Annotated in this window: 19 protein-coding genes; 10 read left to right on the forward strand and 9 right to left on the reverse strand. The window is 70.5% G+C overall.

The window, feature by feature from the left end:
• Positions 1–146 precede the first annotated feature (146 nt).
• Entirely contained in the window at positions 147–935 is a 789-nt protein-coding gene (locus K1J60_RS35935) for a ferritin-like domain-containing protein (RefSeq protein ID WP_220649857.1), read from the forward strand.
• 92 nt (positions 936–1,027) lie between these two features.
• On the opposite strand, the gene corA is transcribed toward K1J60_RS35935, so the two are convergent.
• Positions 1,028–2,023: a magnesium/cobalt transporter CorA gene (corA, locus tag K1J60_RS35940; protein ID WP_220649858.1), complete on the reverse strand. Its 996-nt coding sequence runs from the start codon at positions 2,021–2,023 to the stop codon at positions 1,028–1,030.
• Between the two features lie 73 nt (positions 2,024–2,096).
• Here corA and K1J60_RS35945 point away from each other — a divergent pair, with 73 nt between their 5' ends.
• The 5 genes from K1J60_RS35945 to K1J60_RS35965 all read left to right on the forward strand — a co-directional run bounded on the left by K1J60_RS35945 (position 2,097) and on the right by K1J60_RS35965 (position 7,123).
• Complete coding sequence (locus tag K1J60_RS35945; RefSeq protein ID WP_220649859.1) at positions 2,097–2,783, forward strand: histidine phosphatase family protein; 687 nt, start codon at positions 2,097–2,099, stop codon at positions 2,781–2,783.
• 96 nt (positions 2,784–2,879) lie between these two features.
• Complete coding sequence (locus K1J60_RS35950; RefSeq protein WP_220649860.1) at positions 2,880–3,470, forward strand: DUF3090 domain-containing protein; 591 nt, start codon at positions 2,880–2,882, stop codon at positions 3,468–3,470.
• A complete protein-coding gene (locus K1J60_RS35955; protein WP_220649861.1) occupies positions 3,434–4,291 on the forward strand; it encodes an SCO1664 family protein in 858 nt (285 codons plus the stop codon). The genes K1J60_RS35950 and K1J60_RS35955 overlap by 37 nt, the downstream gene beginning before the upstream one ends.
• Positions 4,292–4,495: 204 nt before the next feature.
• Complete coding sequence (mshC, locus tag K1J60_RS35960; protein ID WP_220649862.1) at positions 4,496–5,725, forward strand: cysteine--1-D-myo-inosityl 2-amino-2-deoxy-alpha-D-glucopyranoside ligase; 1,230 nt, start codon at positions 4,496–4,498, stop codon at positions 5,723–5,725.
• 384 nt (positions 5,726–6,109) lie between these two features.
• Entirely contained in the window at positions 6,110–7,123 is a 1,014-nt protein-coding gene (locus K1J60_RS35965) for an SMP-30/gluconolactonase/LRE family protein (protein ID WP_220649863.1), read from the forward strand.
• A gap of 169 nt (positions 7,124–7,292) precedes the next feature.
• Here the strand turns inward: K1J60_RS35965 and K1J60_RS35970 are convergent, their stop codons facing one another.
• From K1J60_RS35970 to K1J60_RS36005, 8 genes are all read right to left on the reverse strand, one after another.
• A complete protein-coding gene (locus K1J60_RS35970; RefSeq protein ID WP_220649864.1) occupies positions 7,293–8,303 on the reverse strand; it encodes a PAC2 family protein in 1,011 nt (336 codons plus the stop codon).
• A gap of 158 nt (positions 8,304–8,461) precedes the next feature.
• Entirely contained in the window at positions 8,462–9,133 is a 672-nt protein-coding gene (locus K1J60_RS35975) for a FadR/GntR family transcriptional regulator (RefSeq protein WP_033531644.1), read from the reverse strand.
• A 116-nt stretch (positions 9,134–9,249) separates the two neighbouring features.
• Positions 9,250–10,578, reverse strand: a complete 1,329-nt coding sequence (locus tag K1J60_RS35980; RefSeq protein WP_220649865.1) for an amidohydrolase — start codon at positions 10,576–10,578, stop codon at positions 9,250–9,252.
• Positions 10,579–10,891: 313 nt separating this feature from the next.
• Positions 10,892–11,035, reverse strand: a complete 144-nt coding sequence (locus K1J60_RS35985) for a hypothetical protein (protein WP_259408067.1) — start codon at positions 11,033–11,035, stop codon at positions 10,892–10,894.
• Positions 11,036–11,192: 157 nt separating this feature from the next.
• Positions 11,193–12,809, reverse strand: a complete 1,617-nt coding sequence (locus tag K1J60_RS35990; protein WP_220649866.1) for a glycerol-3-phosphate dehydrogenase/oxidase — start codon at positions 12,807–12,809, stop codon at positions 11,193–11,195.
• 56 nt (positions 12,810–12,865) lie between these two features.
• Positions 12,866–14,404: a glycerol kinase GlpK gene (gene glpK, locus K1J60_RS35995; RefSeq protein WP_220649867.1), complete on the reverse strand. Its 1,539-nt coding sequence runs from the start codon at positions 14,402–14,404 to the stop codon at positions 12,866–12,868.
• Between the two features lie 100 nt (positions 14,405–14,504).
• Positions 14,505–15,302 (reverse strand): MIP/aquaporin family protein, encoded by a 798-nt coding sequence (locus tag K1J60_RS36000; protein ID WP_220649868.1) that lies wholly within the window; start codon positions 15,300–15,302, stop codon positions 14,505–14,507.
• Between the two features lie 279 nt (positions 15,303–15,581).
• Entirely contained in the window at positions 15,582–16,346 is a 765-nt protein-coding gene (locus K1J60_RS36005) for an IclR family transcriptional regulator (RefSeq protein ID WP_033531649.1), read from the reverse strand.
• Positions 16,347–16,739: 393 nt separating this feature from the next.
• Between K1J60_RS36005 and metH the strand changes: the two genes are divergently transcribed.
• The 4 genes from metH to K1J60_RS36025 all read left to right on the forward strand — a co-directional run bounded on the left by metH (position 16,740) and on the right by K1J60_RS36025 (position 24,786).
• The gene (gene metH, locus K1J60_RS36010) at positions 16,740–20,267 is read left to right on the forward strand and encodes a methionine synthase (RefSeq protein WP_220649869.1); all 3,528 of its coding nucleotides are present in this window, start codon (positions 16,740–16,742) and stop codon (positions 20,265–20,267) included.
• A gap of 128 nt (positions 20,268–20,395) precedes the next feature.
• Positions 20,396–21,100, forward strand: a complete 705-nt coding sequence (locus K1J60_RS36015) for an HAD family hydrolase (protein ID WP_220649870.1) — start codon at positions 20,396–20,398, stop codon at positions 21,098–21,100.
• 406 nt (positions 21,101–21,506) lie between these two features.
• The gene (locus tag K1J60_RS36020) at positions 21,507–23,111 is read left to right on the forward strand and encodes an ABC transporter substrate-binding protein (RefSeq protein ID WP_220649871.1); all 1,605 of its coding nucleotides are present in this window, start codon (positions 21,507–21,509) and stop codon (positions 23,109–23,111) included.
• A gap of 91 nt (positions 23,112–23,202) precedes the next feature.
• Complete coding sequence (locus K1J60_RS36025; protein ID WP_220649872.1) at positions 23,203–24,786, forward strand: ABC transporter substrate-binding protein; 1,584 nt, start codon at positions 23,203–23,205, stop codon at positions 24,784–24,786.
• Positions 24,787–24,892 lie beyond the last annotated feature (106 nt).

Consider the following 24,892-nt stretch of genomic DNA (forward strand, 5'->3'; position numbering starts at 1 on the left):
CGACCCGCCCGGTTACGCGTTCGCGCCGCCCCGGCATCCTTCGTTCGGCGGATTTGTCCGACACAGCTGTTGCCCGGCTCCTGGTACCCCATTTGACTCGTTCTCTGCAGGACCCCTGCCAGGACCCCTGCAGAGAGGTGCCTCAGATGCTTTCGGCCAAGAGTCTGTTCCAGGAGATCGTCGACAACGACGAGTCGTTCCGACTGTTCTGTTCGATCGCCGCCAGTGGCGAGACGCAGGGCGGCTGGGAGAACGCGCGCATCGCCGCGCTCGTCCCGCAGAGCGAGCGTGCGCTCGCACCGAAGATCACCCGGCACGGTGCCGACGAGGACAAACACGGGCGGATCTTCAACGCCCTCATGAAGAAGCGCGGCCTCCGACCGGTCGAGGTCCCGCCCGAGACCGACTACACCATGCTCCTCGAACGCCGAGGCATCGGTCTCGCGCACGAGAAGCTCAAGGCCGACCAGGCCCTCACACTGCGGGACATCATCGTCTACCTGTCCCACAGCCGGGTCACCGAACAGCGCGCCGCCGACCAGATGGTGATGCTCCGCAAGCACTTCGCGGATCACCCCGAGATCGGCAAGGCCGTCCGGATGATCTCCGACGACGAGGACAACCACCTCGCCTACACCCACGAGGAACTGCTGCGCTACGCGGCCGCCGGACACGGTCGCCTCATCCAGCGGACCCTGCGCGAGTGCGCCCTCGCGGAGATCGCCGTCTACCGGGACGTCAGCCTGGCCGTCATGGACCACATGGGGCGGGTCCTGGGCTGGCCGAAGGCGAAGGCGGTCGTCCTCGCCGCGGGCATCCACGCCATGTACGCGTACGAACGGGCGGTCGGCTGGCGCCGCATGGTGACCCTGACGATGCCGGAACGCCGCGACGCCCTGGGCGGACCGGCGACCGCGGCCCCCGAGTTCGCCTGAGCACCTCCTCCACCCGTACGCGCGCGTGGGGCGTCGTCGTCCGCCCACGCGCGCGTACGGCACGAGGAACAGGGGCACGGGGCGGGCGGTGGCTACAGCCAGCCGCGGCGCTTGAAGAGCCGGTACACCAGCACCTCCGTCATGACCATCAGTGCCATCAGCGCCGGGTACGACCACACCCAGCGCAGTTCGGGCATGTGCTCGAAGTTCATGCCGTAGACACCGGCGGCCATGGTCGGGATCGCGGCCATGGCCGCCCAGGCCGAGATCTTCCGCATGTCGTCGTTCTGGCGGACGCTCATCTGCGCGAGATGCGCGGAGAGGATGTCGGAGACCAGTCGGTCCAGACCCTCGACGGACTCGTTGACGCGGGTGAGGTGGTCGTTGACGTCGCGGAAGAAGGGCTGGGCACTCTCCTCGACGAAGGGCACCGCGAGGGTGGAGGTACCGGTGCCCGAGAGCCGGCCGAGCGGTGCGGCGAGGGGGCCGGTGGCCCGGCGGAACTCCAGGACCTGGCGTTTGAAGGTGTAGATCCGGGACGCCGTGTTCCGTGAGCCGCCGACGTCGGGCGAGAAGACCTCCGCCTCCAGTTCCTCCAGGTCGGTCTGGAGCTCGGTCGCCACCTCCAGGTAGTGGTCGACCGTGGCGTCCGTGATCGCGTACAGCACGGACGTGGGCCCCTTGCCGAGCAGTTCGGGCTCCTGCTCCAGGCGACGGCGTACGACGCCCAGGGGCGAGCCCTCGCCGTGGCGGACGGTGACGACGAAGGCGTGGCCGAGGAAGACCATCACCTCGCCGCTGGTCACGGTGTCACTGGACGGCTCGTACACGACCGGCTTGAGAACCATGAACAGCGAGTCGTCGTACACCTCCAGCTTGGGCCGCTGGTGGGCCTTCAGAGCGTCCTCCACGGCCAGCGGATGCAGCGCGAACTCCTCGGTGACCAGGGCGAACTCCTTCTCCGACGGCTCATGCAGGCCGATCCACACGAAGCCGCCCGAGGCACGGGCGGCGGCCAGTGCGTCCGAGAGGTCGTCGGGGCCCTCGGCGCGGTGCCCGTCGTGGTAGACGGCGCAGTCGACGATCACGGGGAGTTCCTTTCACGGGGCCTTGTCCACAGGGCCGGGGGAGTGCGTCGGACGGGCGTCTAGGCTGGGGCGCATGCCCACGTTGATCCTTGTCCGGCACGGACGTTCCACCGCCAACACCGAGGGCGTGCTCGCCGGGTGGACGCCCGGGGTCGCGCTCGACGAGCGAGGTGCCGCGCAGGCCGCGGCGCTGCCCGGCCGCCTCGCCGGGCTGCCGATCGCCGAGGTCGTCACCAGCCCGCTCCAGCGCTGTCAGGAGACGATCCGGCCGCTGCTCGACACCCGGCCCGGACTCGTCCCGCACACCGACGAACGCATCGGCGAGTGCGACTACGGCGACTGGTCCGGCCGCAAGCTCGCCGAGTTGAACGACGAGCCGCTGATGGAGGTGGTCCAGGCGCATCCGACGGCCGCCGCGTTCCCCGGCGGTGAGTCGATGCGGACCATGCAGCACCGGGCCGCGGAGGCGGTCCGGGAGTGGAACGCGCGCGTGGAGCGTGAGCACGGTGCCGACGCCGTGTACCTGATGTGCTCGCACGGCGACATCATCAAGTCGCTCGTCGCGGACGCACTCGGACTTCATCTGGACCTCTTCCAGCGGATCTCTGTCGAACCGTGTTCCATCACCGCGATCCGTTACACCCGGCTCAGGCCGTTTCTCGTCCGTCTCGGCGACACCGGGGACCTGTCGTCCCTGGCGCCGCGCGAGGAGCCCCCGAGCGGTGACGCGACCGTGGGAGGCGGTGCGGGAGCACCGTGATCGTCAACCGCAGTAGGGTGAAGCGGTCGCGGCGGCGCTGAACCCCTCAGCAGCCGACGCGGCCGGTCCCGACGTCGATTCCAATGGAGACAGGACGTGTCCCGTCAGGTGTTCCTCTACGACCCCCCGGACCGCTTCGTGGCCGGTACGGTCGGGCTGCCCGGGCGCCGTACCTTCTTCCTGCAGGCCTCCTCCGGGCAGCGCGTCACCAGCGTAGCCCTGGAGAAGACCCAGGTCGCCGCGCTCGCCGAGCGCATGGACGAACTGCTGGACGAGGTCGTGCGGCGCAGCGGCGGCAGCGCCGCGGTGCCGGCCGTGGCCCCCACCGAGGTGTCGGACACGGCACCGCTGGAGACCCCCGTCGAGGAGGAGTTCCGGGTCGGCACCATGGCGCTGGCCTGGGACGGCGACGAGGAGCGGATGATCGTCGAGGCCCAGGCCCTGGTCGAGCTGGACGCCGACTCCGAGGAGGACCTGGCCGAGGCGGAGGAGCGGATGCTCCAGGACGAGGAGAACGGCCCGCCGATGCTCCGCGTCCGCCTCACCGGCGCCCAGGCCCGGGCCTTCGCCAAGCGCGCTCTCGACGTCGTCAACGCGGGGCGTCCGCCGTGCCCGCTGTGCAGTCTGCCGCTCGACCCGGAAGGACACGTATGTCCGCGCCAGAACGGATACCGGCGCGGGGAGTGACCTCCTCCGCCGAGCCGTCGCCCACCCCGCTGGTCGATCCGTCGGTCAGGCTGCTGGCCGAGGGCGAGCTGACCGTGCGCGGACAGGTGCGGGAGGCGTCCAACGCGGTGCTGTACTGCACGGTCTCGCACGAGGGCCGGGAGGCCGCCTGCGTCTACAAGCCCGTCGCCGGCGAGCGGCCCCTGTGGGACTTCCCCGACGGGACGCTCGCGCAGCGGGAGGTCGCCGCGTACGAGGTGTCCGAGGCGACCGGCTGGGGGCTCGTCCCGCCCACCGTGCTGCGGGACGGGCCGTACGGGCAGGGCATGTGCCAGCTGTGGATCGAGGGCGCGCCCGGGTCCGAACTGCTGGCCCTCGTCGAGGGTGAGGAGGCCGGGGAGGGCTGGAAGGCCGTCGGCTTCGCGGAGGTCGGGGACGGCGAGAGCGCGCTCCTCGTGCACGCCGACGACCAGCGGCTGCGGCGGCTCGCCGTCCTCGACGCGGTCGTCAACAACGCCGACCGCAAGGGCGGGCACCTTCTGCCCGCCGCCGAGGGGCGGCTCTACGGCATCGACCACGGAGTGACCTTCAACGTCGAGAACAAGCTGCGGACGCTGCTGTGGGGCTGGGCGGGGGAGCCGCTCACCGGCGAGGCCGTGAGCGTGCTGGAGCGACTGCGGGACGCGCTCGCCGAGGGCGGGGCCCTGGCCGGGAAGCTCGTCGCGTTGATCACACCGGCCGAACTCGACGCCACACGGGAGCGGGTTGCCGCGCTGCTGAAGAGCGGACGGCACCCGGAGCCGAGCGGGGAGTGGCCGGCGATCCCCTGGCCACCGGTCTGAGACCACCGGTTCGAGGGCACCCCTCGCCGTGCCGACCGCCGGAGTTGTCGCTGCTCGGCGGTCACGAGGCGCCGCCGCGCCCACCCGTGCCGCCCCAGCGGCACGACTGCTCGCGGAGAGACGACGACACTCGCGAAACAGGGCGTACCCCCGAGTGCCCAGGCGCCCGGCATAGTGGCGCGGCGATCGGGTTAGGCTCGTGGCATGCATGCCTGGCCCGCTTCTGAGGTCCCCGCCCTGCCCGGCAAGGGCCGCGACCTTCGGATCCACGACACCGCGACCGATGGGCTCATCACCCTTGACCCCGGTCCCGTCGCCCGTATCTACGTCTGCGGTATCACCCCCTACGACGCGACCCACATCGGTCACGCGGCGACCTACAACGCGTTCGACCTCGTTCAGCGCGTGTGGCTCGACACCAAGCGGCAGGTTCACTACGTCCAGAACGTGACGGACGTCGACGACCCTCTGCTGGAGCGGGCCGAGCGCGACGCCATCGACTGGGTGGCCCTCGCCGAGAAGGAGACCGCCCTCTTCCGCGAGGACATGACCGCCCTGCGGATGCTCCCGCCCCGCCACTACATCGGCGCGGTCGAGGCCATCCCCGGCATCGTTCCGCTCGTCGAGCGGCTCCGTGACTCCGGCGCCGCGTACGAACTCGAAGGGGACATCTACTTCTCCGTCGAGTCCGACCCCGACTTCGGCAAGGTCTCGCGCCTCGACGCCGCCACGATGCGGCTGCTCTCCGCCGAGCGCGGCGGAGACCCGGACCGGGCCGGCAAGAAGAACCCCCTCGACCCGATGCTCTGGATGGCCGCGCGTGAGGGTGAGCCCAGCTGGGACGGCGGCTCCCTCGGCCGCGGCCGACCCGGCTGGCACATCGAGTGCGTCGCCATCGCCCTCGACCACCTCGGCATGGGCTTCGACGTCCAGGGCGGCGGCTCCGACCTCGCCTTCCCGCACCACGAGATGGGCGCCTCGCACGCGCAGGCGCTGACCGGCGAGTTCCCCATGGCCAAGGCGTACGTCCACGCCGGAATGGTCGCGCTGCACGGCGAGAAGATGTCGAAGTCCAAGGGCAACCTGGTCTTCGTCTCCCGGCTGCGCCGCGACGGGGTCGACCCGGCCGCGATACGGCTCGCACTCCTGGCCCACCACTACCGCGCCGACTGGGAGTGGACCGACCAGGTGCTCCAGGACGCCGTGGCCCGTCTCGACCGGTGGCGCGCCGCCGTCTCCCGGCCCGACGGACCGCCCGCCGAGGCCCTGGTAGAGGAGATCCGCGAGGCCCTCGCGAACGACCTGGACGCGCCCACCGCGCTCGCCGCCGTCGACCGCTGGGCCGCCCTCCAGCAGGAGCGGGGCGGTACGGACGAGGGCGCGCCCGGCGTGGTGTCGCGCGCCGTGGACGCGCTTCTCGGCGTGGCCCTGTGAAGCCGTTGCAGTAACGACTCTGCACAGGCGTCGCCGACGTCACACGTGGCCCGAGGGACATCGATGGGGCGCGTCCTCCGACCGGAGGACGCGCCCCATCGTTCGACGGCCGGGCCGCTCACGGGGCGGACGGTCGGCTCGCACCGCACCGCATCGGACACGAAGACGCGGTGCCCGGAGGGAAGTTCACGGGGGACAGGTCAGGAGTTGATCGGCCGAGGCGGCCGGACCTCCACCATCCGGCCGCGTGCCGTCCCGGGGCTGTCAAGGCGCTGTCGGTCGAGGGGCGAAGGGCTGCGGGGCGGGTCGGCATGTGATGGGGTGACAGACGTCAGTTGAAGCCGGACCGGCCAGCTGCCGGTCCCTTCGTGGAAGGGACGCACAGTGGCACCCCCGCTCCCCCCGCAATCCCCCTCCGCTCACCCCGCCCCCCACCTCAGTCGGCGAAGAGTCCTCACGACATCGGCCGCCACCGCCGGCGCACTGCTCGTCGGGGCCTCCGCCGCCTCCGCCTCCGCCGCCTTCGCGACCGGCTCGGCCTCCGAGGACGCGTGGCCCGACGTCATCCCCCTGCCGAACGGCTTCCGTCCCGAGGGCATCACCATCGGCGGCGGACCCTACGCCTACCTGGGCTCCCTCGGCGACGGCTCGATCTACCGCGCCGACCTGCGCACCGGCGCGGGCCGCATCATCTCGGCGGGCCCCGGGACGCCCTCCGTGGGGCTCAAACTCGACGACCGTGGGCGGCTGTTCGTCGCCGGGCGCGGTCAGGGCGCCCGGGTGGTGGACGTCCGTACCGGCGAGATCGTCGCGTCGTACACGCTCACCGCCAAGACGCCGACCTTCGCCAACGACGTCTTCCTCACCCCGCGCGTCGCCTGGTTCACCGACTCGTTCCAGCCCGCCCTGTACGCCCTGCCGCTCGGCCCCGACGGCCGGCTGCCGGACCCGGGGGAGGTCGTCACGGTCACGCTGAGCGGTGCCTGGACCCAGACCCCCGGTGAGGTCGTCAACGCCAACGGGATCACCCGCACCCCGGACGGCAAAGCCCTCCTCGTCGTCCAGTCCGGCGTCGGTGGTCTCCACCGGGTGAACCCGAGGACCGGAGCCACGACCCTGGTCGACCTGGGCGACGCGGCCCCGCTCACCAACGGCGACGGCCTGCTGCTCCTCGGTCGGCGGCTCTACGTCGTGCAGAACCGGCAGAACGCGATCGATGTGTTCCAGCTCTCCGTCGACGGCCGCAGGGGCATCTTCGAGGGCCGTCTCAGCGACGCCGACTTCGACGTGCCGACCACGGTCGCGGCCCACAAGAACCGCCTGTACCTGCCCAACGCCCGCTTCACCACGCCCCCGACCCCGGAGACGAGTTACGCGGTGGTGGCGATCAAACGCTGAGCACCCGGTGCGCGTCCCGCGCCCTGTCAGGGCGCGGGGCCGTACTCGATGTGTGGCCCCGCCGCAGGGCCGTCACCAGCCACGACGAGCCCGCGGATCCCGCACGGCGGCACGTCGTCCGCGGTGCGGATCCCGCACGGCGGCACGTCGTCCGCGGCAGGTCCACGGCTCAGTCGTCCGACGAATCCTCGTCCTCGGGCTCAGCCTCTGCCTCCGTCTCGGGGCGAGGCGGCTTCGGCGGCCGGGTACGCCCGCCGGGGTTGTCCTTCGGGTTCCACGCGCCGGGCCCCGTGTCGCCTCCGTCGGCCGTGGCGTGCCCCCCGGCCGAGCCGCCGGGGCCGCCGTCACGACGCCGCAGATACCGTTCGAACTCGCGAGCGATCGCCTCGCCCGACGCCTCCGGCAGCTCCGCCGTGTCCCGGGCCTCCTCCAGCGTCTGCACGTACTCGGCGACCTCGCTGTCCTCCGCCGCCAGCTGGTCCACGCCCACCTGCCAGGCACGCGCGTCCTCGGGCAGCTCGCCCAGTGGGATGCGTACGTCGATGAGGTCCTCCAGGCGGTTCAGGAGGGCCAGCGTCGCCTTCGGGTTCGGCGGCTGCGACACGTAGTGCGGCACCGCCGCCCAGAGCGAGACCGCGGGGACACCTGCGTGCGTGCACGCCTCCTGGAGGATGCCGACGATGCCCGTGGGCCCCTCGTACTTGGTCTCCTCCAGATCCATCCGCTGCGCCAGGTCCGGGTCGGACGTGACACCGCTGACCGGGACCGGACGCGTGTGCGGGGTGTCACCGAGCAGCGCGCCCAGCACGACCACCAGCTCCACGCCCAGCTCATGGGCGAAGCCCAGCAGCTCGTTGCAGAACGAGCGCCAGCGCATCGACGGTTCGATCCCCCGGACGAGTACGAGATCGCGGGGCTTGTCGCCGCCGACCCTGACCACCGACAACCTTGTCGTCGGCCAGGTGATCTTCCGTACGCCGCCGTCCAGCCACACCGTGGGACGGTTCACCTGGAAGTCGTAGTAGTCCTCGGCGTCCAGCGCCGCGAACACCTCGCCCTTCCATTCCCGGTCCAGATGCGCGACCGCGGTGGAGGCGGCGTCGCCGGCGTCGTTCCAGCCTTCGAACGCGGCCACCATCACTGGGTCGATCAGCTCGGGAACCCCCTCCAGCTCGATCACCCAGCGCCTCCTTCCGACGTGCCCTCGCGTACGCCCCAACCTTACGGCGTGCCGAGGGGGCCTCCGCAGCCCCCTTGCACGGGGGAGTGAACGGATCACTGCCCCGTTCGCACGACTCAAACACGCGTCGGCCGCCGGAGGCTCAGGTGATCAACTTCTCACAGCGACGATCGGAGCCACTGCTCCACGCTCGCGATGTGCACCGTCGCCCAGGAGCGTGCGGCGTCGGCGTCACGGTCGCGGAGGGCGGCCAGGATGGCGCGGTGCTCGTGCAGGGTCCGGCTGACGGCGTCCTCCTGGGTCAGTCCGCGCCAGATGCGGGCCCGCGTGGTGGGCCCCGACAGCCCGTCGAGAAGCGAGCAGAGCACGGAGTTCCCGGAGGTCCGCACGATGCCCCGGTGGAACTCCAGGTCGCAGGCGACCAGTTCCTCCACCGACGGATCGGTGCCGAGCTTGTCCAACTGGGCCGTCAGCGCGTCCAGTTGCTGCTCACTGATCTTCAGGGCGGCCATCGCCGTCGCCGCCGGCTCCAGTATGCGGCGCACGGCGAGGAACTCCAGGACCGTGTCGTCGCGATGGAAGTCGACGACGAAACTCAGCGCCTCCAGCAGGAGTTGGGGGTCGAGGCTGGTCACATAGGTGCCGTCGCCCTGCCGTACGTCCAGGATCCGGATCAGCGACAGGGCGCGCACCGCCTCGCGCAGGGAGTTGCGGGACAGCCCGAGATCGGCGGCGAGTTCGCTCTCCTTCGGAAGCCGGTCGCCGGGGCGCAGCGCGCCGGAGACGATCATGCCCTTGATCTTCTCGATCGCCTCGTCGGTGACTGCCATGGCGTCCCCTCCCTGTCGCTCCGGTCGCTCTGGTCGCTTCGGATGTTCCTGTCATGACCGCCATACCTGCCATGCCGGTCATATCGGTTGTTCCGGTCATTCAGACATCCGATGTATCAGGCCATTATGGGGGCTCCACCGTGTCCATCGGCCAAAGCCTCCAGGTCGGCCAGGGCCGCCGCCTCGTCGAGAGTGGTGAGGACCCGCTCCCGCATCAGCACCCTGCCCTCGACGACGGTGTCGCGTACGTCCGCCGAGTGCGCCGCGTAGGCGAGGGTGGACCACGGGTCGTGCAGAGGCCGCAGATGCGGGCCGCCCAGGTCGAGCACGATCAGATCCGCCCGCTTGCCCGGCTCCAGGGAGCCCAGGTGATCGCCGAGACCCAGCGCTCGGGCCCCCTCGATCGTCGCCATGCGCACCGCACGCTCCGCGCCGACGGCCGTCGGGTCACCGGCCGCCTTGTGCACCAGAGCCGCCTGCCGTACGGCCCCCAGTACGTCCAGCGTGTTGGAGCTGACCGCTCCGTCCGTGCCCAGCCCGACCGTGACGCCCGCGCTCAGCAGCCGGGGCACCGGCGCGATCCCGCAGCCCAGCTTCAGGTTCGACACCGGGCAGTGGGCGACCGAGGTCCCGGTCCGGGCCAGCGCCGCGATCTCCGGGCCGGTGAGGTCGACCGCGTGGGCGAGCAGCAGATCGGGGCCGAGCAGCCCGAGCGAGTCCAGCAGTTCCACCGGACGCTTGCCGTACCGCGCCCGGACCGTGGCGACCTCGGTGGCGTTCTCCGCCGCGTGGATGTGCAGCAGCGCCCCGAACTCCCGTGCCAGGGCGGCTATGTCGAGCAGCTGGCCCGGGTCGAGTGTGTACGTCGAGTGCGCGAAGAGCACCGGGCGCGTCCCCGGCCGGTGGGAGCGGTCGGCGAGGTCCCGCCGCGCCCACTCCAGCCGTTCCCCGTACGCCCGGCCGTCGGCGGGGTCGGGGACGTCCATGAAGGTCGGCCCCGTGTGCAGCCGCCAGCCCGTCTCGCGCGCGACCCGCTCGGCCGCCTCGTGGAACCAGTACATGTCCAGCGCGGACGTCACCCCGGCCCGCAGGCTCTCGGCGATCGCCACCCGCACCGCCGCCCCCACGTTCTTCGGCGACAGCAGCCGCGCCTCCCACCGCAGCACCCGCTCCAGGAACCCCTGGAGGGTGACGTCGTCCGCGCGGCCCCGCAGGAGGGTCATCGCCAGGTGTGCGTGGGCGTTGACGAGCCCGGGAAGCACCAGACAGCCCTCGGCGTGCAGGCTCGCGGCAGGCGTGCAGGCCGTACGGAGCTCCTCCGCCCGTCCGACCGCGACGATCCCGCCGTCCCGGACGGCGACCGCCCCGTCCCGCACAAGAGTCCCGGCCTCGTCGACCGTCAGGACGTCACCGCCGTGGACCAGCAGATCGACGTGCTCGCTCACACGGCGTCCCCCTCGAACCCGTCTCCCCCGGATCCGGTCCCCGCGTACCCGAATCCCCCGACCCCGTACTCCTCGGCCGGCCGGCGCGCTGCCTCCGGCGACACGACCGCCCCGCGCGGCAGCTCCCTCCCGATGGCCGCGAGCCCGGCACCGTCGTACGTGTCGAGCGGGGACGAGGCCGGCCTGGAAGGCCGCCCTCGTCCTTACGATGCCCCGATCGTGCGGCGCTCCCACCTCGCCGGCGGCACCGTTGCGTCGAAGCGCGAGGACCGCCTCGGGGGGCGGAGGCGGCCGGGTACTCGGGCGGCAGCGACTACGGATCGGGGAGCACCACCGAGTGTTCCGCCTCGAAGGCGCGCACGGCGTCCCAGCCGAGCGCCTGCTCCCCGCCGTCGTCGACGGCGAAGGCCGCGCGCAGGGCGGCCAGTTCGGCGGGGTCGGCGTGATCGATGTCCATGCGGTCATGAAAGCACCCGGCACCGACAACCGGGCCGACGACAAGGGGCGGCTCCGTCGAGGGAGCCGCCCCATGCCGTGGTCCGGCCCCAGAGCGGAAGGGGCCGACCCTCTCGGCGCCGGCCCCGGTCAGGGGAGGGGCCGGCGCCGAAATCCGGTTACTTCTTGTCGAGCAGGTCCTGGACCTTCGCGCGGACCTCGTCCGTCGCCAGGCCCCGTATCGTCAGCGTCGTCCGGCGGCGCAGGACGTCGTCGGCCGTCTCGGCCCACTCGGTGTCGCGGGCGTAGACGACCTGCGCCCAGATCTCGGGCGCGTCGGGGTGGACCCGCTCGCCCAGCTCGGGGTTCTCGTTGGCGAGGCGGGCGATGTCGAAGGCGAGCGAACCGTAGTGCGTGGCCAGGTGCCGTGCCGTGTCGGCGCCCATCCGCGGGCCCGGCGCCGGACGGTCCACCAGCAGCCGGTGGGCGACCGCGCGCGGGTTGGCGACACCCGGCAGCGGCAGCTTCTTCGGCAGCGACGAGACCGGCTCGAAGTCCTCGCCCAGCGGGTGCCCGGGCAGCGCCTCCAGCTTCTTCATGATGGTGCGGCCGATGTGCCGGAACGTCGTCCACTTGCCGCCCGCGACGGACAGCATGCCGCCCCGCCCCTCGGTGACGACGGTCTCCCGCTTGGCCTTGGCGGTGTCGCCGGGACCGCCCGGCAGCACCCGCAGACCGGCGAAGGAGTAGGTGATGAGGTCGCGGGAGAGCTGCTGGTCGCGGATGGAGAAGGCGGCCTCGTCCAGGATCTGGGATATGTCCCGCTCGGTGACCGCGACGTCCGCCGGGTCGCCCTCGTACACCTCGTCGGTCGTACCGAGCAGCAGCATGTCCTCCCAGGGGAGGGCGAAGGTGATGCGGTACTTGTCGATCGGGGTGGCGAGCGCGGCCTTCCAGGGAGCGGTCCGCTTCAGCACCAGGTGCGCGCCCTTGGACAGACGGATGGACGGGGCCGCGTGCGGGTTCTCCATCCTGCGCAGGTGGTCGACCCACGGGCCGGTCGCGTTCAGCACCAGCCGCGCGTCGACGCCGAACTCGTCGCCGGAGAGCCGGTCGCGCAGCTCGGCACCGGTGACCCGGCCCTTGGTGAAGCGCAGCCCGGTGACCTCGGCGTGGTTCAGGACCACCGCGCCGGACTCGACGGCCGCGCGGACCGTCATCAGGGCCATCCGGGAGTCGTTCATCTGGTCGTCGCCGTACACGGCGACGGCCTTGAGGTTGTCGGTGCGCAGCTCGGGCACGTCCTGCGCCGCCTTGGCGGGGGAGAGCAGGTGGCCGACGCCGTCACCGAAGGCGGAGAGCGCGGAGTAGGCGAAGACGCCCGCCCCGAGCTTTGCCGCGCCGTGTGGCCCGCCCTTGTACACGGGGAGGTAGAACGTGAGCGGGTTCGCCAGGTGGGGGGCCACCTGGCGGGAGACCGCACGGCGCTCGAAGTGGTTCTCCGCCACCAGCCTCACCGCGCCGGTCTGCAGATAGCGCAGACCGCCGTGGAGCAGCTTGGAGGAGGCGGAGGAGGTGGCGCCGGCGAAGTCGCCGGCGTCGACCAGGGCCACCCTGAGCCCGGACTGCGCGGCGTGCCAGGCGGTGGAGATGCCCAGGATGCCGCCGCCGATCACGAGGAGGTCGTACGACGCCTTGGCGAGCTGCTCCCGGGTCTCGGCACGGCTCGGGTTCGAGCCGGACGCCGGGCGCGTCCCCAGGGCAGGCAGGGTCTGCAGGGTGGTCTGACTGGTCATGTCGGGTTCTTACTCCTCATCAGAGCCGGTGGACGGAGCCTTCGTGGGCCCCTGACTCAGCTCTCGTCCTCGATCCAGCCCATGGTCCGCTCGACGGCCTTGAGCCAGCTCTTGTACTCACGGTCGCGGGTCTCCGCGTCCATACGGGGGGTCCACTCGGCGGCCCGACGCCAGTTGGCGCGCAGGTCGTCGGTGCTGGTCCAGAAGCCGACGGCGAGACCGGCGGCGTAGGCGGCGCCGAGGCAGGTGGTCTCGGCGACCATCGGACGGACCACGGGGGCGTCCAGGAAGTCGGAGAGGGTCTGCATCAGCAGGTTGTTGGAGGTCATGCCGCCGTCGACCTTGAGGGCCGCGAGCTCGACGCCCGAGTCCTTGGTCATGGCGTCCGTGATCTCACGGGTCTGCCAGGCGGTGGCCTCCAGGACGGCGCGCGCGAGGTGCGCCTTGGTGACGTACCGGGTCAGACCGGCGATCACACCGCGGGCGTCGGAGCGCCAGTACGGGGCGAACAGACCGGAGAAGGCCGGCACGAAGTACGCGCCGCCGTTGTCCTCGACCGAGAGCGCCAGCGTCTCGATCTCGGCGGCGGTGGAGATGAGGCCCATCTGGTCGCGCATCCACTGCACCAGCGAACCGGTGACGGCGATCGAGCCCTCCAGGGCGTAGACCGGCTTCTGGTCGCCGATCCGGTAGCCGACCGTGGTCAGCAGGCCGCTGTAGGAGTTGATGATCTTCTCGCCGGTGTTCAGCAGCATGAACGTGCCGGTGCCGTAGGTGGACTTGGCCTCGCCCTCGGCGAAACAGGTCTGGCCGAACAGGGCCGCCTGCTGGTCGCCGAGCGCGGAGGCGACCGGGATGCCGCCGAGCAGCTCGCCGAGCCTGCCGCCGGTGACCTCGCCGTAGACCTCGGCGGAGGAGCGGATCTCCGGGAGCATCGACAGCGGGACGCCGATGGACTCGGCGATCTTCTCGTCCCACTCCAGCGTGTGCAGGTTCATCAGCATGGTGCGGGAGGCGTTGGTGACGTCGGTGACGTGGTGGCCGCCGTCGACACCGCCCGTCAGGTTCCAGATGACCCAGCTGTCCATGGTGCCGAAGAGGATGTCGCCGGCCTCGGCGCGCTCGCGCAGGCCCTCGACGTTGTCGAGCAGCCAGCGGGCCTTCGGGCCGGCGAAGTACGAGGCCAGCGGCAGACCGGTCTCGCGGCGGAAGCGGTCCTGGCCGACGTTGCGGCCGAGCTCGCGGCAGAGGGCGTCGGTGCGGGTGTCCTGCCAGACGATGGCGTTGTGGACGGGCTCACCGGTGTTCTTGTCCCAGAGCAGCGTGGTCTCGCGCTGGTTGGTGATGCCGATGGCCTTGATGTCGTCGCGGGTGATGCCGGCCTTCTCGATGGCCCCGGCGACGACCTCCTGGACGTTCGTCCAGATCTCGGTGGCGTCGTGCTCGACCCAGCCCGGCTTCGGGAAGATCTGCTCGTGCTCCTTCTGGTCGACGGAGACGATGCGTCCGTCGCGGTCGAAGACGATGCAGCGGGAAGAGGTCGTGCCCTGGTCGATCGCGGCGATGAAGGGGCCGGCGGTGTGGGCGTCGGTCACGGTGTGCTCCTGAAAGGTCAACTGGTCAACGGGCTGTACGTACGGCGCGTGCTGAGCGTTCCGCGAGACGGGCCCGCGGAACGGCGGCTCGATGGGTTTCTCAGACGAATGCGACGTTGTAGAGGCCTGCGGCGACGGCGGCACCGATCAGCGGGCCGACCACCGGGACCCAGGCGTAGCTCCAGTCCGACCCGCCCTTGTTGGGCAGGGGCAGCAGGGCGTGCACGATGCGCGGACCGAGGTCACGGGCCGGGTTGATCGCGTAACCGGTCGGGCCACCGAGGGACAGACCGATGGAGACCACGACGAGCGCGGTGATCAGGGCACCGAGGGTGCCGAGGCCCTTGCCGGAGTCGTTGAGACCCTGCGTGAGGACCGCCAGCACCAGTACGACGGTGCCGATGACCTCGGTGGCGATGTTCAGGACCGCGTTGCGGACCTCGGGACCGGTGGAGAAGATGCCGAGCACGGGGCCGGCTGCCTTCTCCCGGGCCTCGACCGACTTGACCTTGGCCCGCGTCTCCTCGTCACCGACGATCTCCTCGTCGGTGAGGTGCGCGTGGAACTGTCCGTAGTAGGCGATCCAGACCAGGGCGGCACCGATCATGGCGCCGAGCAGCTGCCCGCCCCAGTAGATCGGGACGTCGCCCCACTCGATGCCGTCCTTCTTCAGGGCGAGCGCGAGGGTCACGGCCGGGTTCAGGTGGGCGCCGGAGAGCGGCGCGGAGGTGTAGACGGCGGTGAGAACGGCAAAACCCCACCCGAAGGTGATGGCGAGCCAACCGGCGTTACGGGCCTTGGAGGCCTTCAGCGTGACGGCCGCGCAGACGCCGCCGCCGAGCAGGATGAGTATGGCGGTACCGATGGTCTCGCCGATGAAGATGTCGGAGCTGGACACCCGCGACTCCTTTGTCCTTCGTCCAGGGGAAAGAGTTCGGCCCGTGGCGTTGTCACACTCTAGCGCGTATTGCCGGTAGGTGTTCGACAATGTCGACCGATGGACGGGAGTCTTGCTCCGGCGTTACGGGCACGTCAAGAGCCTGGTTGTCGAAAACGCGATCGTTATTGATCGAACAGGCCCGACGATCTTGAGGTACCTGCTAAAGGAACACGCGCGCACGGCGAAGGCCGGGACACCGTGAGGTGTCCCGGCCTTCGCCGTGTCGGGGGCGGGCGGTCAGAACCGCCCGGCGCCCAGGTCCCGCGAGACCGCGCGGGCGCAGTCCCGTACGGCCGCGATCAGCTCGGGGCGCAGCTCGCCGTCGCGGCACAGCCGCTCCACGGCGCCCGTGATGCCGACCGCGCCGACGGGCATCCGCCGCCGGTCGTGGATGGGGGCGGCGATGGACGCCACGCCCTCCCAGGTCTCCTCGACGTCGGCCGCGTACCCACGCGCGCGGGTGATGTCCAGGACGCCCTCGAAGTCGGCCAGCGCGTGCACGGTCCGGTCGGTGAACGCCTTGCGCTCACTCTCCAGCACCTCGCTGTGTGCCACCGGGTCGTAGGCCGACAGGACCTTGCCCAGGGCCGTGGAGTGCAGCGGCTGCATGGCGCCTATCTCCAGGACCTGCCGGCTGTCGTCGGGCCGGAACACGTGGTGCACGATCAGCACGCCCTGCTGGTGCAGCACCCCCAGGTGCACGCTCTCGCCGCTGGAGCGGGCCAGGTCGTCCGTCCAGACCAGGGCGCGCGCCCGCAGCTCGTGCACATCGAGGTACGTGGTCCCCAGTCGCAGCAGCTCGGCCCCCAGCTGGTAGCGCCCCGAGGCGTCGTCCTGTTCGACGAAGCCCTCCTGCTGGAGCGTGCGCAGTATGCCGTGGGCGGTGCCCTTGGCGAGGCCCAGTGACGAGGCGATGTCCGACAGGCCGAGCCGCCGTTCGCCGCCCGCGAGCAGGCGCAGCATCGCGGCCGCCCGTTCGAGCGACTGGATGTTCCGTGCCATCGCCGTCCTGCCTCCGTCCCCTTCGGCCGCCGTACGCGACTGAACTACCATCGTTCGGCAATGTCGAACACTACCGGTCGTTGCCGACCTCCCGCTAATGGCCGTCACTAGCTTTTCGGCCACGCGCGCCGTGCGATGGCGTTCTCGTGTCCGTCCGGTGTCCGTACGGTGCCCGCGGGGCGCTCATGTGGCCGAGGGGTGTCCGAAGGGTGCCGGAGTGGTGTCCGTCGTTGTTCTCGTCGTCGGAGTAAACCGCACCCGAGCGTGTACGCCACGCCGGTCCGCCTCGTGGACGCCCCTGACCATCCGCGCCGCTCCGGGCTAGGCTTGCGGCGTGCGTCTTCCGTGGGAAGGCGCAAAGCCGACAGCCGTCGCACTCCAGGGAGCACCTCCATGGCCTCGTCGCCGAACACGTCCCTCACGTCCGCCGCCGCAGGCCGGGCCCGATCCGAGGCCCTCCGCCAGGCCCTCGCCACCCGTGTGGTGGTCGCCGACGGCGCGATGGGCACGATGCTCCAGGCGCAGGACCCCACCTTGGAGGACTTCCAGCAGCTGGAGGGCTGCAACGAGGTCCTCAACGTCACCCGTCCCGACATCGTCCGCTCGGTGCACGCCGCGTACTTCGACGCGGGCGTGGACTGCGTGGAGACCAACACCTTCGGCGCCAACCTCACCGCACTGGGCGAGTACGACATCCCCGAGCGCACCGCCGAGCTGTCCGAGGCCGGCGCCCGCATCGCCCGCGAGACGGCCGACGAGTACGCCGCCCGCGACGGACGGCAGCGCTGGGTGCTCGGCTCCATCGGCCCCGGCACCAAGCTGCCCACCCTCGGCCACACCACCTTCACCGCCATCCGTGACGCGTACCAGCAGAACGCCGAGGGCCTGCTGGCCGGCGGCGCCGACGCGCTCCTGGTGGAGACCACCCAGGACCTGCTGCAGACCAAGGCATCCGTCATCGCCGCCCGCCGCGCGATGGAGACGGCCGGATACGACGTCCCCCTGATCGTCTCGGTGACGGTCGAGACGACCGGCACCATGCTCCTCGGCTCCGAGATCGGCGCCGCGCTGACCGCGCTGGAGCCGCTCGGCATCGACATGATCGGCCTGAACTGCGCGACCGGCCCCGCCGAGATGAGCGAACACCTGCGTCATCTGGCCCGCCACTCCCGCATCCAGCTCTCCTGCATGCCCAACGCCGGACTGCCGGTACTGACCAAGGACGGCGCCCACTACCCGCTGACCGCTCCGGAGCTGGCGGACGCGCAGGAGAACTTCGTCCGCGAGTACGGCCTGTCCCTGGTCGGCGGCTGCTGCGGCACCACCCCCGAGCACCTGAGCCAGGTCGTCGAGCGGGTCCGGGACCTCGCCCCCACCGCCCGCGAACCGCGCCCCGAGCCCGGCGCCGCCTCCCTCTACCAGAGTGTGCCCTTCCGCCAGGACACCGCGTACATGGCCATCGGCGAGCGCACGAACGCCAACGGCTCGAAGAAGTTCCGCGAGGCCATGCTGGAGGCCCGCTGGGACGACTGTGTGGAGATGGCCCGCGACCAGATCCGCGAGGGCGCCCACATGCTCGACCTCTGCGTCGACTACGTGGGCCGCGACGGCGTCGCCGACATGGCCGAACTCGCCGGCCGGTTCGCCACCGCCTCCACCCTGCCCATCGTCCTGGACTCCACCGAAGTGGACGTCATCCGGGCCGGGTTGGAGAAGCTCGGCGGGCGGGCCGTCATCAACTCCGTCAACTACGAGGACGGCGACGGCCCCGAGTCCCGCTTCGCCAAGGTGACCCGCCTCGCGCAGGAGCACGGCGCCGCGCTGATCGCGCTCACCATCGACGAGGAGGGCCAGGCCCGCACCCCGGAGAAGAAGGTCGAGATCGCCGAACGGCTCATCGACGACCTCACCGGCAACTGGGGCATCCACGAGTCGGACATCCTCATCGACACCCTGACCTTCACCATCTGCACGGGCCAGGAGGAGTCCCGGGGGGACGGCATCGCCACCATCGAGGCGATCCGCGAACTCAAGCGCCGACACCCGGACGTCCAGACCACCCTCGGCCTGTCGAACATCTCCTTCGGCCTGAACCCGGCCGCCCGCATCCTCCTCAACTCCGTCTTCCTCGACGAGTGCGTGAAGGCCGGCCTCGACTCCGCCATCGTCCACGCCTCCAAGATCCTCCCCATCGCCCGCTTCAGCGAGGAGGAGGTGCGCACGGCCCTCGACCTCATCCACGACCGCCGCGCCGAGGGTTACGACCCGCTGCAGAAGCTGATGGCGCTGTTCGAGGGCGCCACCGCCAAGTCCCTGAAGGCGGGCAAGGCCGAGGAGTTGGCGGCCCTGCCGCTGGAGGAGCGCCTCAAGCGCCGCATCATCGACGGCGAGAAGAACGGTCTGGAGGCCGACCTCGACGAGGCCCTCCAGACCCGCGCCGCCCTCGACATCGTCAACGACACCCTCCTGGACGGCATGAAGGTCGTCGGTGAGCTCTTCGGCTCCGGCCAGATGCAGCTGCCGTTCGTGCTCCAGTCCGCCGAGGTCATGAAGACCGCCGTGGCCCACCTGGAGCCGCACATGGAGAAGTCGGACGACGAGGGCAAGGGCACCATCGTCCTCGCGACCGTCCGCGGCGACGTGCACGACATCGGCAAGAACCTCGTCGACATCATCCTGTCCAACAACGGCTACAACGTCGTCAACCTCGGCATCAAGCAGCCGGTCTCCGCGATCCTGGACGCCGCCGCCGAGCACCGCGCCGACGTCATCGGCATGTCGGGCCTCCTGGTCAAGTCCACAGTGATCATGAAGGAGAACCTTCAGGAGCTGAACCAGCGCGGCCTGGCGGCCGACTACCCCGTCATCCTCGGCGGCGCCGCCCTCACCCGCGCCTACGTCGAGCAGGACCTGCACGAGATCTACGAGGGCGAGGTCCGCTACGCCCGCGACGCCTTCGAGGGCCTGCGCCTGATGGACGCCCTCATCGGCGTCAAGCGCGGTGTCCCCGGCGCGCAACTGCCCGAGCTGCGCCAGCGCCGGGTACGGGCCACGGCAGCGGCCACCGTCGTCGAGGACCGCCCCGAGGAGGGCCACGTCCGCTCCGACGTCGCCACCGACAACCCCGTGCCCACGCCCCCGTTCAGGGGCACGCGCGTGGTCAAGGGCATCCAGCTCAAGGAGTACGCGTCCTGGCTGGACGAGGGCGCCCTCTTCAAGGGGCAGTGGGGCCTCAAGCAGGCCCGCACCGGCGACGGCCCGACCTACGACGAGCTCGTCGAGACCGAGGGCCGGCCCCGGCTGCGCGGCCTGCTGGACAAGCTCCAGACCGAGAACCTGCTGGAGGCGGCCGTCGTCTACGGCTACTTCCCCTGTGTGTCCAAGGACGACGACCTGATCATCCTGGACGACGACGGCAACGAACGGACCCGGTTCTCCTTCCCGCGCCAGCGCCGTGGCCGCCGACTGTGCCTGGCCGACTTCTTCCGCCCCGAGGAGTCCGGCGAGATCGACGTGGTCGGCCTCCAGGTCGTCACCGTCGGCTCCCGCATCGGCGAGGAGACCGCCAAGCTCTTCGAGGCCAACTCCTACCGGGACTACCTCGAACTCCACGGCCTGTCCGTGCAGTTGGCCGAAGCCCTCGCCGAGTACTGGCACGCGCGTGTCCGCTCGGAGCTGGGCTTCGCCGGGGAGGACCCGGCCGCGATCGAGGACATGTTCGACCTCAAGTACCGGGGCGCCCGCTTCTCCCTCGGCTACGGCGCCTGCCCCGACCTGGAGGACCGCGCCAAGATCGCGCAGCTGCTGGAGCCCGAGCGGATCGGCGTCCAGCTCTCGGAGGAGTTCCAGCTACACCCCGAACAGTCCACCGACGCGATCGTGATCCACCACCCCGAGGCGAAGTACTTCAACGCGAGGTAACGCGCCGCCCAGGGGCTCGGGCTCACCGAAGGGCGCTTCCCCGCGCGGCGTCGTAGACTGGTCGGTCCACCGCAGGCCGGTTCCCCATCCGGGAACCGGCCTGCTCGTCCCACAAGGAGGTGCGCCGGATGACCACGACGATTCCCGCGCCAGGAACCCGTACGGCCGAAGGCTCGGCGCTCCAAGCCGTGCTCCTCGACATGGACGGCACCCTGGTGGACACCGAGGGCTTCTGGTGGGACGTGGAGGTCGAGGTCTTCGCCGGCCTCGGACACGCCCTCGACGACTCCTGGCGCCATGTCGTGGTCGGCGGACCCATGACCCGCAGCGCGGGCTTCCTGATCGAGGCCACCGGCGCCGACATCACCCTCCCCGAGCTCACCGTGCTGCTCAACGACGGCTTCGAGGCGCGCATCGGGCGCACACTGCCGCTGATGCCCGGCGCCTCCAGACTCCTCGCTGAACTCGCCACCCACGGCGTCCCCACCGCCCTGGTCTCCGCCTCGCACCGGCGCATCATCGACCGCGTCCTGACCTCTCTGGGCCCCCAGCACTTCGCGCTGACCGTCGCCGGCGACGAGGTCGAGCGGACCAAGCCGTTCCCCGACCCCTACCTGCTCGCGGCCTCCGGTCTCGGCGCGGATCCGGCCCGGTGCGCGGTCATCGAGGACACCGCCACCGGTGTCGCCGCCGCGGAGGCCGCCGGCTGCCACGTGGTCGCCGTCCCGTCCGTGGCACCCATCGCCCCCGCCGTACGGCGCACCGTCGTGACCTCGCTGGAAGAGGTCGACCTGCCCTTTCTGCGCGGCCTGCTGGCGATCACGGCCAATTGAAAACGCAAGGAATTCCAAGATCGCTCGTACGGCCCCGCGGCGGGGAATTCGACGGGCCGCGATGATTGAATTCCCGCACAGGGGAATACCTTTTCACCTGTGACGTTGACCACTTCCCGGGGCCCCCGGGGTGGCCGCTCAACACCCCTGAATCCCGTGTTCGGGGGTGTCCGGCGCGCCTTTGTGTCCGGATTGGTGAAGCGTGCCCCAAACATTCCGTGGGCACTACACCGTTTGCGTCCATGCCCGGTTCCGCAGCGTGATGGGAACTCAACTCCGGTGTGCGCGGGCCCCTCTGGCGGTGCGGGCTAATCTCGTCGCGAGAACATCGCCGTACTTCCCGGGACGCGCTCGCACCACCCCGCCAGCACCCGTCTTGGACCACAGCTCTGGAGAACCAACGAGCATGAACCGCAAGACCTTGGTGCTGCCGGCCGTGATCGGTCTGCTCACCCCGGTACTCGCCGCCTGCGGTGCCACCGACAGCGCGGGCGGCAGCGGTGACGCGATCGTCGTCGGCACCACCGACCAGTTCACCGCCTCCGAGCAGGCCCCGGCCCCGATCGACCCGGCCTACGCGTACGACGTCGGCACCTGGAACATCCTCCGCCAGACCGTGCAGACCCTCCTGGTCCAGCCGCGCGGCGACGGCGAACCGGAGCCCGAGGCCGCCTCCAGTTGCTCCTTCACCGACACCGGCAACGAGCGCTACGCCTGCACCCTGCGCGACGGTCTGAAGTTCGCGAACGGCGACCCGATCACCGCCGAGGACGTGAAGTTCTCCATCGACCGAGCCCGCTCCCTCAAGGCCGACAGCGGTGTCTTCGCCCTGCTGTCCACCATCGACCTCGTCGAGACCAAGGGCGACAACGAGGTGATCTTCCACCTCAACAGCCCCGACGCGACCCTCCCGTACAAGCTGTCCACCCCCGTCGCCGGCATCGTCAACCCGGACGACTACGACAAGGACGGGCTGCGCGACGGCTTCCAGGTCGACGGCTCCGGCCCGTACACCCTGGACGCCGAGGTCGAGAACAACGAGCTGGTCCGGGCCGTGTTCACCAAGAACCCCAACTACAAGGGGCAGTTGGACCCGAAGAACGACAAGGTCGAGCTCCGTTCCTTCGCGAGCGCCGAGGCCATGGGCGACGCCCTGAAGAACGGCGACATCGACCTCATGACCCGCACCATGACCCCGAAGCAGATCACCGAGCTCTCCGCCGCGGCCGACAGCGACATCGACGTCATCGAGTCCGCCGGCCTGGAGATCCGCTACCTCGCCTTCAACACCGACGCCTCGCCGGTCAGGAGCGCCGCCGTCCGCCGGGCCATGGCCGAGGTCGTCGACCGGGGCGAGCTGGTCTCCAAGGTGTACGGCTCCCAGGCCGAACCCCTCTTCTCCCTGGTCCCCGCGGGGATCACCGGACACTCCAACTCGTTCTTCAACAAGTACGGCGAACCGAACGTGGCCAAGGCGAAGTCGACCCTGGAGACGGCCGGCGTCACCGCACCGGTGAAGCTGACCCTCCACTACACGACCGACCACTACGGCTCCGCCACGAAGAAGGAGTTCGAGCTGCTGAAGAAGCAGCTCGACGACAGCGGCCTGTTCGACGTCACCATCAAGGGCGCCCCCTGGTCCACGTTCCGCCCCGCCGAGCAGGAGGGCGAGTACGCGGTCTACGGCATGGGCTGGTTCCCGGACTTCCCCGACGCCGACAACTACCTCGCGCCCTTCCTCGACAAGGACAACTTCCTCGGCTCGCCCTACGCGAACAGCGAGATCCGCCGCAAGCTGATCCCCGAGTCCCGTCGCGCGGCCGACCGTCTCTCCGCCTCGGAGAGCCTCGTCGGCATCCAGGACATCGTCGCCGACGACGTGCCGATCCTGCCGCTGTGGCAGGGCAACCAGTACGTCGCCGCCCGCGACGACGTCACCGGAGCCGAGTACGCCCTCAACGCCGCCTCCACGCTCCAGCTCTGGGAGCTGGGCCGCGGCAGAAGCGACTGACCGGACCTCACCACCCCTCCGGTCAGAGGCCGTTCGGCCTCGGGGGAGCCGGAGCGCCCGCAATGCACCCGACGACACAAGGCATCCATACGTGAACATACGCACCCAGTGGCCCGTCCTGACCATCGCGACAGGGCTTGCCGCCGGCCTGCTGACCGGTTGTGGCTCCGGCTCGGGGGGATCCGGGGACTCCGGTTCCAACGTCGTGATGGGAATGTCCGACGACGTCCTGGCCACCGACCCCGCCTCCGGCTACGACCCCGGATCCTGGCTGCTCTTCAACAACGTCTTCCAGTCGTTGCTGAGCTTCCCCAACGGCGCCACCGAGCCCGAGCCGGACCTCGCCAAGGAGTGCTCCTTCGAGGCCGGAGGCACCACGGTCTACGAGTGCACCCTCAAGGACGGCCTGAAGTTCAGCAACGGTGAGGCGCTCACCGCGAAGGACGTCAAGTTCTCCTTCGACCGCATGCTGAAGATCAACGACGACGCCGGCCCCGCGATCATGTTCCCCATGCTCGACAAGGTCGAGACCCCGGACGACAAGACCGTCCGCTTCGACCTCAAGTACGCCGACGCCACCTTCCCCAGCAAGATCGCCTCCGGCGCCGGCTCGATCGTCGACGAGAGCTCCTACGACGCCGACGGCCTCCGCGAGGACGGCGAAGCGGTCGGCTCCGGCCCCTACAAGCTGGAATCCTTCGGCGAGGACGAGGCCGTCTTCACCGTCAACGAGAACTACCAGGGCAGCGCCGACGTCGAGAACAGCGGTGTGACCCTCAAGTTCTTCCACGGCGACCAGGACGCCCTGAAGAAAGCCCTGATGGAGGGCGACCTCGACCTCACCTACCGCGGACTCAGCGCCTCCGACATCTCCGACATCGAGACCGACACCTCCACCGCCAGCGGCGTCGAGATCGTCGACGGCACCGGCGCCGAGGTCCAGCACCTCGTCTTCAACATGGACGACCCGGTCACCGGCAAGCTCGGCGTCCGCCAGGCCATCGCCTACCTCCTCGACCGTGAGGCCCTCGTCGACGAGGTCTACCAGGGCACCGCCACCCCGCTCTACTCGATCATCCCGGCGGGCATCACCGGCCACAACACGGCCTTCTTCGACACCTACGGCGCCCGCCCCTCCAAGGCGAAGGCCGAGGCCGCGCTCCGCGCCGACGGCATCGACGACAAGGTCGAACTGACCCTCTGGTCCACGCCGTCGCGCTACGGCCCCTCCACCGACGAGGAGTTGGAGGCCGTCGCCAAGCAGCTCAACGACAGCGGACTGTTCGACGCCGACGTGAAGTCCGTCCCCTTCGACCGCTACGAGAAGGACATCGCCGCCGGCAAGTACGGCGTCTACGTGAAGGGCTGGGTCCCCGACTACCCGGACCCCGACAACTTCACCGGCCCCTTCTTCGGCAAGGGCAACGTGCTGGACAACAACTACAGCAACGCCACCATCACCGGTGAACTCCTGACGAAGACCGCCGCCGAGAGCGAGCGCTCCTCCACGGAGAAGGAGTACGCCGAACTCCAGAACATCGTCGCCACCGACATCCCGCTCATCCCCGTCTGGCAGGCCAAGCAGTACGCCGTCGTCCGCGACGACGTCTACGGACTGGAGTACTGCCTGGACGCCTCGACCGTCTTCCGCTTCTGGGAGATCAGCAAGGGCTGACACGAGCACGGGCCGACACCACGGCCCCGTACGACCGAGGGCGCCCCCTTCCACAAGAAGGGAGCGCCCTCGGTGCGTACGCCGGAGCCCGATGTCCGTGCGGGGC

Source organism: Streptomyces akebiae (assembly GCF_019599145.1).
Classification (GTDB): Bacteria; Actinomycetota; Actinomycetes; order Streptomycetales; family Streptomycetaceae; genus Streptomyces; species Streptomyces akebiae.